The sequence below is a fragment of the Mycobacterium sp. RTGN6 genome, from assembly GCF_033804605.1.
Taxonomy (GTDB): domain Bacteria; phylum Actinomycetota; class Actinomycetes; order Mycobacteriales; family Mycobacteriaceae; genus Mycobacterium.
In genome coordinates, this window is the sequence record NZ_JAPZKZ010000007.1 from 256936 (window position 1) to 271269 (window position 14334).

Below are 14334 nucleotides of genomic sequence, written 5' to 3' on the forward strand. Positions count from 1 at the left end.
GGCAAACCTACCGGAGGACGCGTCGCCGCCGACCCGCCCAGCTAGCGCCGCGCCAGTTTCCACATACCTTCGGTGCGCATCACCAACCCCTCCAACTCGAGCGTCGCCAGCGGTCCCAGCACCTGCGTCGGCGGCAGGCCCGAGGCCACGGCGACCTCATCGACGGTGCGAGCACCGCGCGCTGGCAACGCGTCGTACACCCGCACCACGTTTGGCTCGAGGCCGTCCAGTGGTGAAGTCGGCCGACCGGGCTCGGTGGCCAGTTCACCGATGCGGCCGACCAGTTCGACGATCTCCTCGGACCTTGTGACGAGAGTGGCTCCGTTGCGCACCAGCACGTGGCATCCCGTCGACGCCGACGACGTCACCGGCCCCGGCACCGCGCATACCGGTCGGTTCAACGCCTCGGCCCACGCGGCGGTGCTGGCGGCTCCGCTGCGCAACCCGGCCTCGACGACCACCGTGGCGCCGCTCAACACAGCCACGAGACGGTTACGGGTGAGGAACCGGTGCCGCGCCGGCCGCACGCCCGGCGGGTACTCGGTGACGACGAGTCCGTGCTTGGCGATGCGGTGCAACAGCGCGGAGTGTCCCGAGGGATAGGGCACGTCGATGCCACCCGCCAGCACGGCCACCGTGATCCCGTCGGCCGCCAGTGCGGCCCGATGGGCGACGCCGTCGATGCCGTAGGCGGCGCCGGAGATCACCGCGACGTCCCGCTCCACCAGACCGGTGGCGAGGTCCGCGGTCACGTGTTCGCCGTAGGCCGTCGACGCTCGCGTGCCGACGAGCGCGCAGCTGCGTTCCGCGACGTCGGCCAGCCGCTCGGGACCCACCACCCACAACACCAGCGGCGGGTGGCCTTCGGGACGCTTCGTCCTGTCAACGTTGGCGAACTGCATGAACGGCCCCTCCGGCCAGTCGTCGTCACCCTGCACGATCAACCGTCCACCCATCCGCTTCAGGATGGCGACATCCTCAGCGGCACAGTCGACGTCACGGCGCGCCTCGGTGCGGCTCAACAGTTTGTCGTCCTTGACGTCTCTGCGCTTGACGAGGCTGGCTGCCTCCACGGCGCCGACGTTCGCCACCAGCACCGCCAATTCGGGGCAGGGCGGCTCGGCGACCCTGGAGAGGTACGCCCACGCGAGGAGCTCGTCGTCGGTCATCGGGCACCTCCCGCCTGCCGGAAGCTCAGCGCCGTCGTGACATCGTCGAGGTTCGGCGACTCGCGGCCGGCCAAGTCGCACAAGCTCCAGGCGACGCGCAACGTGCGGTCGACGCCCCGGATGCTGAGCACGCCGCGGTCGAGTGAGGTGCGCAGCGGTGCCATCACTGCGTGTGGCGGGCGAAACCGCCTGCGCAGCAATGGTCCACTGACTTCGGCATTGGTGCGGACGCCGTACGGCGCCCACCGCAGCGCGGCGGCTTGCCGCGCCCCCTCCACCCTGCCGCGAACAGTGGCCGTCGACTCGCCGTGTTCGGCATTGATGGCACCCGAGCGGACGGGGTCCATCACGACGCGCAGGTCGACGCGGTCGAGCAGCGGACCCGACAGCTTTCCGAGATACCTGCGCTTCTCGGCCGCCGCACATCGACAGTCGCGCGGGTCGGCGGGCGCACACGGACACGGGTTCGCGGCGAGCACGAGTTGGAATCGAGCCGGGTAGCGCGCCACTCCGTCACGGCGGGCGAGCCGGATCTCACCGTCCTCCAACGGCGTTCGCAACGCCTCGAGCGCGCTGACGCCGATCTCGGCGCATTCGTCGAGGAACAACACTCCGCGATGGGCGCGGCTGACCGCTCCCGGTCTGGCCATCCCTGACCCCCCGCCGACCAGTGATGCGACGCTGGACGTGTGGTGCGGCGCCACGAACGGTGGCCGGGTGATCAACGGTGCGTCGGCGGTCAGGAGGCCCGCCACCGAATGGATCGCGGTGACCTCCAACGCCTCGTCGGACGTGAGCGCGGGAAGCAACCCTGGAAGCCGCTGCGCCAGCATGGTTTTCCCGATGCCAGGAGGTCCGGTCAGCATCAGGTGATGAGCGCCGGCCGCCGCCACCTCGACCGCGAACCGGGCGTGGGACTGACCAACGACGTCGGCGAGTTCGGCCACCGGTTCGGGCTCCGACGACGCGGTGGGCACCTCGCATTCGAGCGCCGCCTTGCCATTCAGCCACGCCTGCAGTTGGCTCAGCCTGCGTACGCCCCACACTTCGATGCCATCGATCAGGCTGGCCTCGGCGACGTTCTCCATGGGCACGACGACCGCCGGCCAACCGTCCCGCTTGGCGGCCAGCACCGCGGGCAGCACGCCCTTGACCGGTCGGACGCGGCCGTCGAGCGCGAGTTCGCCCAACAGCACGGTCTTCTCCAGCCGCGGCCACGTCCGCTTGTGTTGTGCCGACAACACCGCGCAGGCCAGCGCCAGGTCGTACACGGAACCGACCTTGGGCAGCGTGGCCGGCGACAACGCGAGCGTCAGCCGCGCCATCGGCCACTCGTTGCCGCAGTTGGTGATCGCCGCGCGCACGCGGTCCCGTGACTCCTGTAGCGCCGCGTCGGGCAACCCGACCAGATGCACACCGGGTAGCCCCGAAGTGATGTCGGCCTCGATCTCGACGAGCTCGGCATCCAACCCACGCACGGCCACGGAGAAGGCCCGACCCAGCGCCATCACCCCACCCCCTGGATGTGGGTGAGCTCCGGGGTCGGCGCACGCCCGATGCGCACGCCGACGACGTCGATGCGCACCTGCGCCCAGCTGCCGTCGTGGTTGGCCAGCCACAACCCCGCCAGCCGACGCAGCCGACGCACCTTCTGCGGGGTGACGGCCTGTGCCACGCCGCCGAACTGATCGGTGGTGCGTGTCTTCACCTCGACGAACACGACCGTCCGTGCGTCGGGGTCGGCGGCGACCACGTCGAGCTCGCCCCACCGGCAGCGCCAGTTGCGGTCGATCACCCGCAGTCCGAGGGCCGTCAAGTGGTCGACCGCGAGTTGCTCACCGAGGGCGCCGATTTCGGCCCGGGTCCAGGACTCTGTCATGGCCCCACCCTGAACGGCAGAGCCGTCACGTCAGGTGCAGTGACCCCCGGTTGTCCACAGTCGGCGCTTCATCCACAGCACGTTCATGGTCGCGCCGGACTGAGCGCCGCCACCAGCGGTCCCAGCCGCATCGCCGCGTTGCGCGCGACGACGCCAATGGGTGTAGCAGGCACTATGAGCCGCGACCCCGCGCCCATCCAGCGTTGGCGAGGAGCGACGAGCCGGCGGTGCTGCTGCTCGTACGCACGCAATGCCGTTGCCGGATCGGTTGGGTGTGCGGCGATGACTTCGGCAAGTGTTGCGGCGCCGGCAATCGCGAGGCTCGATCCCTCCCCGAACAACGACACGCAGGATGCGGCGTCGCCGAGCAGCACGATCCGTCCGTTCGCCCATCGGTCGAGCCGAACGCGACTGACGGCGTCGAAGTACACGTCCTCGGCCGTGCGCACCCGATCGAGCAACTCGGGCACTCGCCATCCCATGCCCGCGTAGGTCGCGCACACGATTTCCCGATGGCGAGCGGTATCGCGATGGTCGACGCCCCGCAGTTCGGGGCTACGGAAGATGAAGGCGGCGATGCCCCGGCCTGTCGCGGGGTGAACGGCAACGGCGCGGCCAGCGGTGTTGTGGATCAGCACGGTGTGACCGTCAACCTCTTCGGCGAGGTCCACCGTGGCGACGTACAGGCTCATGTGCTCGATGAACCCGGTCCCGAACGCCAATTCTCGCACCCGCGAATGCAACCCGTCAGCACCCACCACGAGGTCGAAGCGGCCCGGCGGCGCGTTCTCGAAGGTGACGGCGACCCCGTCACCGTCGTCATCCAGGGCGGTGACGGTGTCGCCGTATCGGTACTCCGCGAGGTCCCGCCCGGCCTCGCTCAACGTCGCGGCTAGCTCGCTCCTGGGAATCTCGATGCCGTGTCCGAGTTGCATTGGCACCCAACCGATTCGGCGTCCGCCGGCGTCCACCGCGCTCATCTTGGTCGAATGCGTCGCCGCGGCCCGCAGCTGCGGAAGCACTCCCATCCGCTCGGCGACGCCGTAGGCCGGACCGCGCACGTCGACCGGGCTGCCGCTGGAGCGATTGCCGACGGCCCGTTCGACCACCGTCACTTCCATTCCGTGGCGCGCCAGCCAATACGCCGCCGTCGACCCAGCCACCCCGGCCCCGACCACCAACACGTTCCGCACGGACATCGCGACACCTCCTGCACTCAATGCATATTTGCACTCAATGCAGTTATACACTCGATGCATGTCAGAGGAAACCGGTTCACTACGGGAGCGCAAACGGGAGCGCACGCACCAGGCGATCATCGATGCCGCGCTCGAACTATTCGCCACGAAGGGCTACGACGGCACCACCGTGGCGGACATCGCCGACGCCGCCGACATCGGCACCCGCACGTTCTTCACCTACTTCGCCAGCAAGGACGAGTTGCTGTTTCCCGGAGCCGACGCCCGCGTGCTGGCGGTCGTCGAGGCGATCGAGCACCGGGGGCGACGCGACCGTCCGGCCGACGTCCTGCTCCGCGCGTTGCAGTCGGTCATCGAGGCAGGCCACGAGTTCGCCGACACGCAAGGCGCACTGCGGTTCCGGCTCATCCAGACCGTGCCTGCCGTGCGCGGCCGGGCCCTGCAACTGCAGCTCGAGGCGCAACGCGATATCGCGCGCCGTCTGCGTGCGGCGTACCCCGACGAGCTCGACGACATCACGGCGGGGGCCATCGTGGGCGCGTTCGTCGGCGCCGTCACTGGTGCGGTACAGGCGATGGTCGACGCCGGCGGGGCCGGCGATTCCGACGCGGTACGACGGGCCGCCGACGTCGCCCTGCGCCCCTGGCAGAGCCAAGGCGCGACGAGGCCTACCCCATCGTCTCGAGCAGCGTCGCGAGCTGGGTCGGTGACATCGTGATGCCGCACTGGCTGCGCATGTCCTTCAACGGCGCCGCGATGCCGTTGAGTTCGAGGAACTCGCCTGGATGCGAGGTGAAGTAGGCCCGCACGTTGGTTCGCGCGACGTCGGTGGGCTGCGAGGCCGCCGCCGTCAATACGTCGTTCGCGCCCGGGTGGGCGTCGAGGAAACCACCCGCCGCGCCGAGCACGCCGCTTGCCGTCGTGGCCAACGCGCTCGCGGTACACGGCGCGGCATTGGCCGCCGGCATCGCGACCGTGCCGGCCACGACGGCCCCAAGCGCAGCGGCGGACAGTGCAGCCACGAGGCGGCGAGCAGACGTTTCAATCAGTTTCATTGCGCAATTCCCCAACGTTAGTGGTTCGACACCCGAGCACACAGCCAATGGTCAGCATCATTTCAAGGTCGAATCCACGCCGCGACCCGTTCGGGGAATCCACCACGACGCGCTAGGGGGTGACCTCGACGGACGGGGACCGGCGACACGTGTTCGAGGTATATGTTGGCTAGGCAATCCTCAGTTGAGCGGCGCCAGGACGAACGGCGCGGAAAGGACACCGTCGATGCGATTCCCTTGGAGTCGGCTGGCAGTTCTACTGGCCGTGCTGGCCCTCGTCGTCGGCCTGACGTCGTGCTCGTCGGACTCCGAGAAGTCCGATGCCCTGCTGATCTACAACGCGCAGCACGAGTCGCTGACCAAGGAATGGATCGACGCGTTCACCAAGGAGACCGGGATCAAGGTCGAGTACCGCCAGGGCGGCGACACCGAGCTCGGCAACCAGCTCATCGCCGAGGGCGCCTCGTCCCCGGCCGACGTGTTCCTCACCGAGAACTCCCCCGCGATGGCCGCGGTCGAGAAAGCCGGGCTGTTCGCCGACCTCGACCAGGCCACCATCGCGCAGGTGCCGCCGCAGTACCGCCCCACGACCGGGAAGTGGACCGGCGTCGCGGCCCGCACGACCGTCTTCGCCTACAACAGGACCAAGCTCACCGAGGCGCAGCTGCCGAAGTCGATCATGGATCTGGAGAAGCCGGAGTGGAAGGGCCGCTGGGGCGCCCCGCCCGTCAAACCCGACTTCCAGGCCATCGTCGCGGCGATGCTGCAGCTGACCGGTGAACCGGCCACCGCGCAGTGGCTGGCAGGCATGAAGACGAACGCGGAGATCTTCTCCGACAACATCGCCACACTGCGCGCCGTGAACGACGGTCAGGTCGAGGGCGGCGTCATCTACCACTACTACTGGTTCCGCGATCAGGCCAAGACCAAGGAGATCAGCGCCAACACCGCGCTGCACTACTTCAAGAACGAGGACCCGGGCGCGTTCGTCTCGATCTCGGGTGGCGGAATCCTGAACTCCAGCAAGAAGAAGGACCAGGCCCAGAAGTTCCTGACGTTCATCACCAGCAAGGCCGGCCAGGAAGTGCTGGAGAACGGCACGTCGTTCGAATACCCCGTCGCCAGCGACGTGCCCGCCAACAAGGCCCTCGTTCCGCTCGACCAACTCCAGGCGCCCGCCGTCAACCCGTCCGATCTCGACTCGCAGAAGGTCACCGACCTGATGACGAAGGCCGGCCTGCTCTAGATGGGTTACTAGGTGGTCACCGCTGAGACGACACCGGCCGCGGCCCCGACCGCCGCGACCGGAAGTGCACGGCCGGGCCCGGTGGTCAGCGCGGGTGTCGCGCTCCTGGTCGCTGCGACGTTCGTACCCCTGGGGTACGTCGCATGGTCGATGGCGTCACTCGGGCCCGGTCCGGTCTACGAGCTACTCGCGCGGCCGCGCGTCGGTGAACTGCTCGTCAACACCGTCGGCCTCGTCGTCGTGACGGTGCCGCTGTGCCTCCTGCTCGGCGTCGGTACCGCCTGGCTGGTCGAACGCACCGACCTGCCGGGCCGCTCGGTCTGGCGTCCGCTCTTCGTCGCACCGCTCGCGGTCCCCGCTTTCATCAACAGCTACGCGTGGGTGAGCGTCATCCCCACGCTGCACGGCTTCTGGGCGGGGGTGCTGGTGGCGACAATGTCGTACTTCCCCTTCGCCTACGTGCCGGTGGCCGCCACGCTGCGCCGCCTCGATCCCGCGATCGAGGAATCCGCCCGCGCGCTCGGGTCGAGCCCGCGTGCCGTCTTCTGGCGGATCGTGCTCCCCCAACTCCGGCTCGCCATCCTCGGCGGCGGACTGCTCATCGGCGTCCACCTGCTGGCCGAGTACGGTGCGTTCGCGATGCTGCGCTTCTCGACGTTCACCACGGCGATCTTCGAGCAGTTTCAGGCCACGTTCAACGGGGCGGCGGGCAGCACCCTCGCGGGCGTCCTCGTGCTGCTGTGCCTGGTGCTCATCGTCGGCGAGAGCGCCGCCCGCGGCAACGCTCGCTACGCCAGGATCGGCTCCGGTGCGCAACGCGGTTCGACACCACATCACCTGGGCGCCATGGCCATTCCGGCGAATCTGGCGCTCGCGGCGCTCGCGGCGCTGGCCCTCGGCGTGCCCGTGTGGACCATCGCGCGATGGCTCTGGATCGGCGGCGTGCAGGCCTGGGCGTCGGGCGACGTGCTGACCTCGACGGCGCAGACGGTGATGCTCGCTGCCGCGGCCGCTGCGCTGACCACGGTGCTGGCCTTCCCCTTCGCGTGGGTGGCGGTGCGCTACAGCGGGTTCTTCGCCCGCTTCGTGGAGGGCTCGAACTTCGTCACTAGCTCGATGCCGGGCATCGTCACCGCGCTGGCCCTGGTCACCGTGGCCATCCGGTACCTGCCCCCGCTCTATCAGACGGTGTTCCTGGTGCTGGCCGCCTACGTGCTGATGTTCCTCCCCCGTGCAATGGTGAACCTGAGATCGGGCCTGGCGCAGGTGCCGCCCGGGCTCGAGGAGGCCTCCCGGTCGCTGGGGGTTTCGCCGACGTGGACGTTCCTGCGCGTGACGTTGCGGCTCACCGCCCCCGCCGCCGCCGCGGGCGCGTCGCTCGTATTCGTCGCCGTCGCAACGGAACTGACGGCGACGCTGCTGCTGGCTCCGACCGGCACCAACACGTTGGCGATGAGGTTCTGGTCGCTGTCCAGTGAGCTCGACTACGCGGGCGCGTCACCGTACGCGTTCCTGGTCGTCGCTCTGTCGGTACCCGTCACGGTGGTGTTGTTCAGACAGTCGACCAAGGCGGCCGCGCTATGAGCCGCACCAGGGGTGACAACGCGCTCGAGATCGCCGGACTGGCCAAGTCGTTCGGCGGCCAGGAGGTGTTGCACGGGGTCGACCTACAGGTGCCCGCGGGCACCATCACCGCCGTCGTCGGCGCGTCGGGCTGCGGCAAGACGACCCTGTTGCGACTGGTCGCGGGCTTCGAAACACCCGACGCGGGAACCATTTCCATCGCCGGGCGACAGGTCGCGGCGCAGGGCAAGTGCGCACCCGCGCACCGCCGCGACGTCGGCTACGTCGCCCAGGACGGCGCGCTCTTCCCGCATCTCACCGTCGGTGCGAACATCGCCTACGGGCTGCCCCGCGGCGGCCGCGATGCCACCGCCCGGGTGGCGGAGCTGCTGCGGACCGTGTCGCTCGACGAGTCCTACGCCAAGCGCCGACCCCACGAGCTCTCCGGCGGCCAGCAGCAGCGCGTCGCGCTCGCCCGCGCGCTGGCCCGCAAGCCAGCACTGATGTTGCTCGACGAGCCCTTCAGCGCACTGGACACCGGGTTGCGGGCGTCGACCCGCAAGGCCGTCGCGGCACTGCTGTCCGAGGCCGGCGTGACCACGCTGCTCGTCACGCACGACCAGGAAGAGGCCCTGTCGATCGCCGACCAGGTGGCCGTGATGCGCGCCGGACGGTTCACCAAAGTCGGTACGCCGCAAGGCGTTTACCTCGACCCCGACGACCGGTTCACCGCCGAGTTCCTCGGCGACTGCGTGCTGTTGCCGTGCACCGTCACCGCCGGTACGGCGCAATGCGCGCTGGGCGTGCTACCGGTGCGCAACACCGACGTCATCGGTTCCGCGACGCTCATGCTGCGCCCGGAGCAGCTAGTGGCAACGACCGTCGCCGACGACGACAAGGGCAGCGGCGTGGCCACCGTGTTGGCCTCGGAGTTCCGCGGCCACGACGTGCTTCTGACGGTCGACCTCGGCGCGGACCTCGCACCGATCACCGTCCGCCAGCACAGCGTCGCCCCGCCCGCCGTGGACGCGAAGGTCCGCATCCAAGTGAACGGCACCGCCGTCGTCTTTGGCGAATCGAATCGATGATGTTCGACCGGCTCGTCGAGCACCTCGCGTCGTTCGGCGACCAGGTCGCGGTGCTCACCGAGGACGACCGCCTCAGCTACGCCGAACTCGCCGCGCGGGTGGCTCACCGGTCCACCGCATTCGGCAGCCGACGCCGGCTGGTGATGGTCGAAACCCGCAACGACGTCGACACGTTGGTGAGCTACCTCGGCGCGCTCGCGGGCCGCCACGTGGTGCTGCCACTGCCCGCGGGCGTCGACCACCCGTCGATCATCGACGTCTACCAGCCGGACACGCTCGTTCGCGACGGCGTCACCGAACGCCGCCACCGCGCCCACCACGACCTCCATTCCGAGCTCGCACTGCTGCTGTCGACGTCGGGCAGCACGGGCTCCCCGAAGCTGGTGCGACTGTCACGTGCCAACCTGACCGCCAACGCCAAGGCCATCGCCAGCTACCTCGACATCCGGCCCACCGACCGGGCGGCGACGACGTTGCCGATGTCGTACTGCTACGGGCTGTCAGTGATCCACAGCCACCTGTTGCGCGGGGCGGGGCTGATCCTCACCGACCACTCGGTGGTCGACGACGGCTTCTGGGACCTGTTGCGGCGGAACGCGGGAACGACATTCGCTGGCGTCCCGCACACGTTCGACCTGCTCGACCGCATCGGCTTCGACGAGATGTCGCTGCCCCACCTGCGCTACGTCACCCAGGCCGGCGGACGGCTCGCACCCGAGGCCGTCCGACGGTTCGCCTCGCTCGGACGGGCGCCGGGCTGGCAGTTGTTCGTCATGTACGGCGCGACCGAGGCGACGGCCCGGATGGCCTATCTCCCACCGGAACTCGCCCACACTCATCCGGGCTCCATCGGGGTTCCGATACCGGGTGGGTCGTTCACCCTGGAACCTGTCGACGGCATGCCAGCCGACGTCGGCGAGCTGGTGTACCGAGGCGACAACGTGATGCTTGGCTACGCGCAGACGCCTGCCGACCTGGCGCTCGGACGGACCGTCGATGAACTCCGCACCGGTGACATCGCCCGCCGCGATCCGGACGGGATGTACGAGGTCGTCGGCCGCAGTGGCCGTTTCGTCAAGTTGTACGGGTTGCGGATCGACCTGCAGCACATCGAGGCGCAGCTGCAGGGCCAAGGCGTGGCCGCGAGCTGCACCGACGGCGACGGACTCCTGCTGGTGGCCGCCGAGCGAGCAGACGGTAGCGACGTGGCGCGGTTGGCGTCGGACGCTTCGGGTCTGCCGCGCGCCGCGATCCGGGTGGTCGACGTCGAGGACGTGCCGCGGCTCCCGTCCGGCAAGCCGGACTACCAGGCCGTGCGCGAACTCGCCGCCAACCGCGCGGCCGACCCCGAAACCCTCGACCTGCGTGGCCTGTTCGCCGACGTGTTGCAACTCGACCCCTCGTCCATCAGCCCGGAACAGAGCTTCGTCGACCTCGGCGGCAACTCGCTGTCCTACGTCGCGATGTCGGTGCGGCTCGAGCGCGCGCTCGGCCACCTTCCCGTCGACTGGCAACGGCTTCCGTTGCGCGAACTGCAGGTTGCCTCGCGGCCCCGACGGTGGTGGGGGGCGACGCTCGAGACCAGCGTCGCACTGCGCGCCATCGCCATCGTGTTGGTCGCCGGGTCGCACGCCGAGCTCTGGGTGCTGTGGGGCGGGGCGCACGTATTGCTGGGCGTGGCAGGCTACAACTTCGGCCGGTTCTGCCTCACCCCGTTGCCGCGCCGCGAGCGCGCCCGCCACCTGCGCAACACCATCGCGTGGATCGCCGTGCCCGCGGTGCTGTGGATCGCGTTCGCACTGATCGCCACCAACGACTACGCCGCGACGAATCTGCTACTGGCCAACAAGTTCCTTGGTCCCGACGACAGCATGACGGCGGGCCGACTATGGTTCGTCGAGGCGGTGGTGTGGATCCTGGTCGTGCTGGCGCTGGTGTGCTGGACGCCGATCGGCGACCGGTGGGAACGTCAGCGGCCCTTCGCGTTTGCGGCGGCGTTCCTGGCGCTCGGGCTGGCGATGCGCTACGACGTGTTCGGCTTCGGGCTGGGCCACGACGCGTGGTTCACGGTGCTGGCCTTCTGGTTCTTCGCGATCGGTTGGGCGGCGGCCAAGTCGTCGACGGTGTGGCAGCGCCTCGCGGTGACGGCCGTGCTGGCCATCGGCATCGTCGGCTACTTCGGCCAACCGGGCCGGGAGACGCTGGTGTTCGTGGGGTTGACGCTGCTGATCTGGTTGCCCGCCATCCGCTGCCCGTCAGCGCTGACCGTGGTCGCCGGTCTGGTGGCCGAGGCCTCGCTGTTCATCTACCTGACGCACTACCAGGTGTATCCGCTGTTCGGCGAGCACAAGCTGGTCGGGGTCGCCGCGGCGGTCGTCGTCGGAATCGTGCTGACGCAACTGCTGACCATGCTGCGCAAGTTGATTCGCACCCGCGCGCACCGCCCGGTCAGGACGGCGACTGCTCCCGCTCCGCTATGAGCCCCTCCTGAGCCAAGGTCGCCGTGACGGCGCCGTCGGCACCGATCAAGCTGCCGGTGACCACACCGCGCCCGCGCGCGGCCGCCGGTGAGCGCAACTCCAGCACGTTCCATCGATCGGCCCGTATCGGCCGATGAAACCAGATCGACGAGTCGGTGGTGCCGCTGCGGTGAGTGCGCGCCTTCATCGAGTGGCCGTGCACGGCCAGCGCGGGATCGATCATGTACACGTCGCAGACGTAGGCGGCGATGATGGTGTGCAGCAACGGCTCCGCAGGCATGGCTGCCGTCACACGCCACCACATCCGACGCACGAACTCGCCCGAGGTGCGGTCGTCGTCGATTCGGATGTCGAGCTCGTCCAACGGCATCGACGGCGCGGGCCCCGCGGGACCCGTTCGGGCCAGCGCCTCGGGGTCGCCGGGAAGTGCAACGCCGAGCCCGTGTTCGGGGCCTGGCATGGCGGCCGAGAACGACACGCTTGCCGTGGTGAGCAGCCGGCCATCCTGCCGGGACTCGATCCGGCGTGCGGCCGCGGTGCGCCCGTCGTACACCGACTCGACGGCGTAGGAGACCTCGTCGCTCGCCTCGCCGCCCCGCAGGAACTGCAGATGCATGTTGGTGGGCACCTTGGCCGGATCGACGGTCCGGCACGCGGCGGCCAGGCTCTGCGCCATGAATTGACCGCCGAAGGATCGCTTGCCTGCCGGTCCACTGGCCGGGCCGATCCAGGTGCGCTCGTCGGGGCCTGCACGCAGGTCGAAGAGCCCCAGCAGGGCGCTCACGCCACCGTCCCCGATGCGAAGAGTTCGGCGAGCTCCGCGTCGCCGAGCCCGAGGTTCGTGCGCAACACGTCGGCGGTGTGATCACCGAGCGCCGGCGCCGCCACCGCCTTCGGGTAGGTGCCGTCGATGGACAGCGGCAGGCCCGGCGCCAGGTACTCGCCGATGCGCGGCTGATCCAAGGTCGTGAACAACGCGTTGTCGGTCACCTTGGCGTCGGTCACGACGTCGGCGAAGGTGCGGTAGCGCTCCCACAGGATCGACGTGCTCGACAGGGCGGCCGCCACCTCGGCGCCGGTGTGGCCGGTGAACCATACGGTGAAGAGTCCGGTGAGTGCGTCGCGATGACGGTAGCGGTCCCCCTCGTCGGTGAAGTCGGCACCGAGCGTCTCCCCCAGCGCGGCAACCGCTTTCGCCGTTCCAGTCAGTTCCGTCAAGTCCCGGAAGTGACGGCCCGTGAGTGCGACGATCATGAACGAGACCCCGTCCCCGCTGCTGAACTGCTGACCGTACTGCCCGAAGATCGAGTTGCCGATCCGCTCGCGCGGTGTGCCGTTCACCATCACCTCGGTGAGGAAGCTGAGGTTGCCCGCCGTCGCGAGCGCCACGTTCTCCAGCGGGATGCTGATCCGCTGGCCGTCGCCGGTGGCGTCGCGGTGGCGCAGTGCAGCGGTGACGGCCAGCGCGGCGTAGATGCCACACGCCACGTCCCACGCGGGCAGCACGTGGTTGACCGGAACGTCGAGGCTTGCGGGACCGGTGACGAGCGGGAAGCCCAGCCCCGCGTTCACGGTGTAGTCGACGCCCGTGCCGCCGTCCGCACGCCCCGAGATCTCGACGTGGATGAGATCGGGCCGCAACGCCACCAGCGTCTCGTACGAATGCCATTGCCGCCCAGCGACGTTGGTGATGAGGATGCCGCTGTCCGCGATGAGCCGCTGAATCAACTCCTGGCCCTCGCTGGACCGCACGTCGACGGCCACCGAACGCTTGCCCTTGTTCAGCCCGGCCCAGTAGATGGACTCGCCGTCGTCGGTGACCGGCCAGCGGTGGTAGTCGGCGGCGCCGCCCACCGGGTCGACACGGATCACCTCCGCCCCGAGCTGGGCGAGCGTCATTCCGGCCAGCGGCACCGCCACGAAGCTCGAGATCTCGATGATCCGCACTCCAGCGAGCGGTCTGATGGCATCCGTTGAAGTCACCGGCTCACGATATTGGCTAGCGGCGCGGGTGCTCCGCTCACCCCTCGACGACGACGGCGCGGTCCCCCGAACCGGTCAGCAGCATGCCGCGATCCCCGTCGACGACCACCCCGCGCAGGTACGTCGTGTACGGGGTCGCGCCGTCGTAGATCTCGTTGCGGACCTCCTCCGCCAGCACCGACCGACCGTCGGCCACCCACTGGTAGCGGCAGCGGCTCTCGGTCTCACCCTGGCCGAGGTCCTCGGAGAGGTACTCCAACTCCACGCCGGACGGCCGGTCGATGCCCAACGCCGCGAGCACCGAGTCGGGCCCCCAACCCGACAACGTGATCCGCCGCGTCGCCTCCGGGGGCAGCGTGTGCTCGCCCGCCTCGACGAACCGGGCCAGTCGCCAGCCGTCGTCGATTCGGCGCAGCGCGATGCGCCTGCCCGCAGGCACGAGCTCCACGACGAGCACGTCGGCGGCGACGTGGACGGCGCGCGCCGACGTCACCTCACCGAGGGTCCTTGCCCCGTCGCGCAACCCGGCGAGGTCCCACGGCCGCACCCGACCATCGAGGTCGTCGGCGAGCAGGGCCGTCACCGCGTGCGACACCCCGTTGCGGAGCTGCCGCGGCGTCTGATCTTCCAGCGCAGCAACGACTTCCGGTTCGACGTGAACGGGAAACATCC

13 protein-coding genes are annotated in these 14334 nt (G+C 69.5%); 5 read left to right on the plus strand and 8 right to left on the minus strand.

The window, feature by feature from the left end; all coding sequences use genetic code 11:
- Positions 1 to 41: 41 nt before the first annotated feature.
- From dprA to SLQ33_RS19090, 4 genes are all read right to left on the minus strand, one after another.
- Positions 42 to 1169 carry a DNA-processing protein DprA gene (gene dprA, locus SLQ33_RS19075; protein ID WP_319455425.1) on the minus strand — a complete coding sequence of 376 codons (1128 nt, stop codon included), beginning with the start codon at positions 1167 to 1169 and terminating at the stop codon, positions 42 to 44.
- Complete coding sequence (locus SLQ33_RS19080; RefSeq protein ID WP_319455426.1) at positions 1166 to 2677, minus strand: YifB family Mg chelatase-like AAA ATPase; 1512 nt, start codon at positions 2675 to 2677, stop codon at positions 1166 to 1168. The genes dprA and SLQ33_RS19080 overlap by 4 nt, the downstream gene beginning before the upstream one ends.
- Positions 2677 to 3048, minus strand: a complete 372-nt coding sequence (locus tag SLQ33_RS19085) for a YraN family protein (RefSeq protein WP_319455427.1) — start codon at positions 3046 to 3048, stop codon at positions 2677 to 2679. The genes SLQ33_RS19080 and SLQ33_RS19085 overlap by 1 nt, the downstream gene beginning before the upstream one ends.
- 83 nt (positions 3049 to 3131) lie before the next feature.
- Positions 3132 to 4247, minus strand: coding sequence for an FAD-dependent oxidoreductase (locus SLQ33_RS19090; protein WP_319455428.1), 1116 nt, complete (start codon positions 4245 to 4247; stop codon positions 3132 to 3134).
- Positions 4248 to 4305: 58 nt separating this feature from the next.
- Here SLQ33_RS19090 and SLQ33_RS19095 point away from each other — a divergent pair, with 58 nt between their 5' ends.
- Positions 4306 to 4965 (plus strand): helix-turn-helix domain-containing protein, encoded by a 660-nt coding sequence (locus tag SLQ33_RS19095; RefSeq protein WP_319455429.1) that lies wholly within the window; start codon positions 4306 to 4308, stop codon positions 4963 to 4965.
- On the opposite strand, the gene SLQ33_RS19100 is transcribed toward SLQ33_RS19095, so the two are convergent.
- Entirely contained in the window at positions 4916 to 5302 is a 387-nt protein-coding gene (locus tag SLQ33_RS19100) for a heme-binding protein (RefSeq protein WP_319455430.1), read from the minus strand. The genes SLQ33_RS19095 and SLQ33_RS19100 overlap by 50 nt on opposite strands.
- 226 nt (positions 5303 to 5528) lie before the next feature.
- Here SLQ33_RS19100 and SLQ33_RS19105 point away from each other — a divergent pair, with 226 nt between their 5' ends.
- The 4 genes from SLQ33_RS19105 to SLQ33_RS19120 are packed head-to-tail and all read left to right on the plus strand — an operon-like array spanning position 5529 to position 11679.
- The gene (locus SLQ33_RS19105) at positions 5529 to 6548 is read left to right on the plus strand and encodes an iron ABC transporter substrate-binding protein (protein ID WP_319455431.1); all 1020 of its coding nucleotides are present in this window, start codon (positions 5529 to 5531) and stop codon (positions 6546 to 6548) included.
- A gap of 12 nt (positions 6549 to 6560) precedes the next feature.
- On the plus strand, positions 6561 to 8132 hold the full coding sequence (locus SLQ33_RS19110) for an iron ABC transporter permease (protein ID WP_319455432.1): 1572 nt from the start codon (positions 6561 to 6563) through the stop codon (positions 8130 to 8132).
- Positions 8129 to 9199 carry an ABC transporter ATP-binding protein gene (locus SLQ33_RS19115; protein WP_319455433.1) on the plus strand — a complete coding sequence of 357 codons (1071 nt, stop codon included), beginning with the start codon at positions 8129 to 8131 and terminating at the stop codon, positions 9197 to 9199. The genes SLQ33_RS19110 and SLQ33_RS19115 overlap by 4 nt, the downstream gene beginning before the upstream one ends.
- Positions 9196 to 11679 carry an AMP-binding protein gene (locus SLQ33_RS19120; protein WP_319455434.1) on the plus strand — a complete coding sequence of 828 codons (2484 nt, stop codon included), beginning with the start codon at positions 9196 to 9198 and terminating at the stop codon, positions 11677 to 11679. Before SLQ33_RS19115 ends, SLQ33_RS19120 begins: the two co-directional genes overlap by 4 nt.
- On the opposite strand, the gene SLQ33_RS19125 is transcribed toward SLQ33_RS19120, so the two are convergent.
- Genes SLQ33_RS19125 through SLQ33_RS19135 form a run of 3 tightly spaced genes read right to left on the minus strand, consistent with a single transcriptional unit; the run spans position 11648 to position 14332 of the window.
- Positions 11648 to 12463 carry an acyl-CoA thioesterase gene (locus SLQ33_RS19125; protein WP_319455435.1) on the minus strand — a complete coding sequence of 272 codons (816 nt, stop codon included), beginning with the start codon at positions 12461 to 12463 and terminating at the stop codon, positions 11648 to 11650. The two genes, SLQ33_RS19120 and SLQ33_RS19125, sit on opposite strands and share 32 nt — an antisense overlap.
- A complete protein-coding gene (locus tag SLQ33_RS19130; protein WP_319455436.1) occupies positions 12460 to 13662 on the minus strand; it encodes a CoA transferase in 1203 nt (400 codons plus the stop codon). Before SLQ33_RS19130 ends, SLQ33_RS19125 begins: the two co-directional genes overlap by 4 nt.
- A 37-nt stretch (positions 13663 to 13699) precedes the next feature.
- Positions 13700 to 14332 carry a hypothetical protein gene (locus tag SLQ33_RS19135; RefSeq protein ID WP_319455437.1) on the minus strand — a complete coding sequence of 211 codons (633 nt, stop codon included), beginning with the start codon at positions 14330 to 14332 and terminating at the stop codon, positions 13700 to 13702.
- Positions 14333 to 14334: the final 2 nt, after the last annotated feature.

What these genes read in the sequence shown, in the direction of transcription:
- dprA (WP_319455425.1), bottom strand. Translation starts at nt 1,169, where the DNA reads ATGACCGACGACGAGCTCCTCGCGTGGGCGTACCTCTCCAGGGTCGCC.
- SLQ33_RS19080 (WP_319455426.1), bottom strand. Translation starts at nt 2,677, where the DNA reads ATGGCGCTGGGTCGGGCCTTCTCCGTGGCCGTGCGTGGGTTGGATGCC.
- SLQ33_RS19085 (WP_319455427.1), bottom strand. Translation starts at nt 3,048, where the DNA reads ATGACAGAGTCCTGGACCCGGGCCGAAATCGGCGCCCTCGGTGAGCAA.
- SLQ33_RS19090 (WP_319455428.1), bottom strand. Translation starts at nt 4,247, where the DNA reads ATGTCCGTGCGGAACGTGTTGGTGGTCGGGGCCGGGGTGGCTGGGTCG.
- SLQ33_RS19095 (WP_319455429.1), top strand. Translation starts at nt 4,306, where the DNA reads ATGTCAGAGGAAACCGGTTCACTACGGGAGCGCAAACGGGAGCGCACG.
- SLQ33_RS19100 (WP_319455430.1), bottom strand. Translation starts at nt 5,302, where the DNA reads ATGAAACTGATTGAAACGTCTGCTCGCCGCCTCGTGGCTGCACTGTCC.
- SLQ33_RS19105 (WP_319455431.1), top strand. Translation starts at nt 5,529, where the DNA reads ATGCGATTCCCTTGGAGTCGGCTGGCAGTTCTACTGGCCGTGCTGGCC.
- SLQ33_RS19115 (WP_319455433.1), top strand. Translation starts at nt 8,129, where the DNA reads ATGAGCCGCACCAGGGGTGACAACGCGCTCGAGATCGCCGGACTGGCC.
- SLQ33_RS19120 (WP_319455434.1), top strand. Translation starts at nt 9,196, where the DNA reads ATGATGTTCGACCGGCTCGTCGAGCACCTCGCGTCGTTCGGCGACCAG.
- SLQ33_RS19135 (WP_319455437.1), bottom strand. Translation starts at nt 14,332, where the DNA reads ATGTTTCCCGTTCACGTCGAACCGGAAGTCGTTGCTGCGCTGGAAGAT.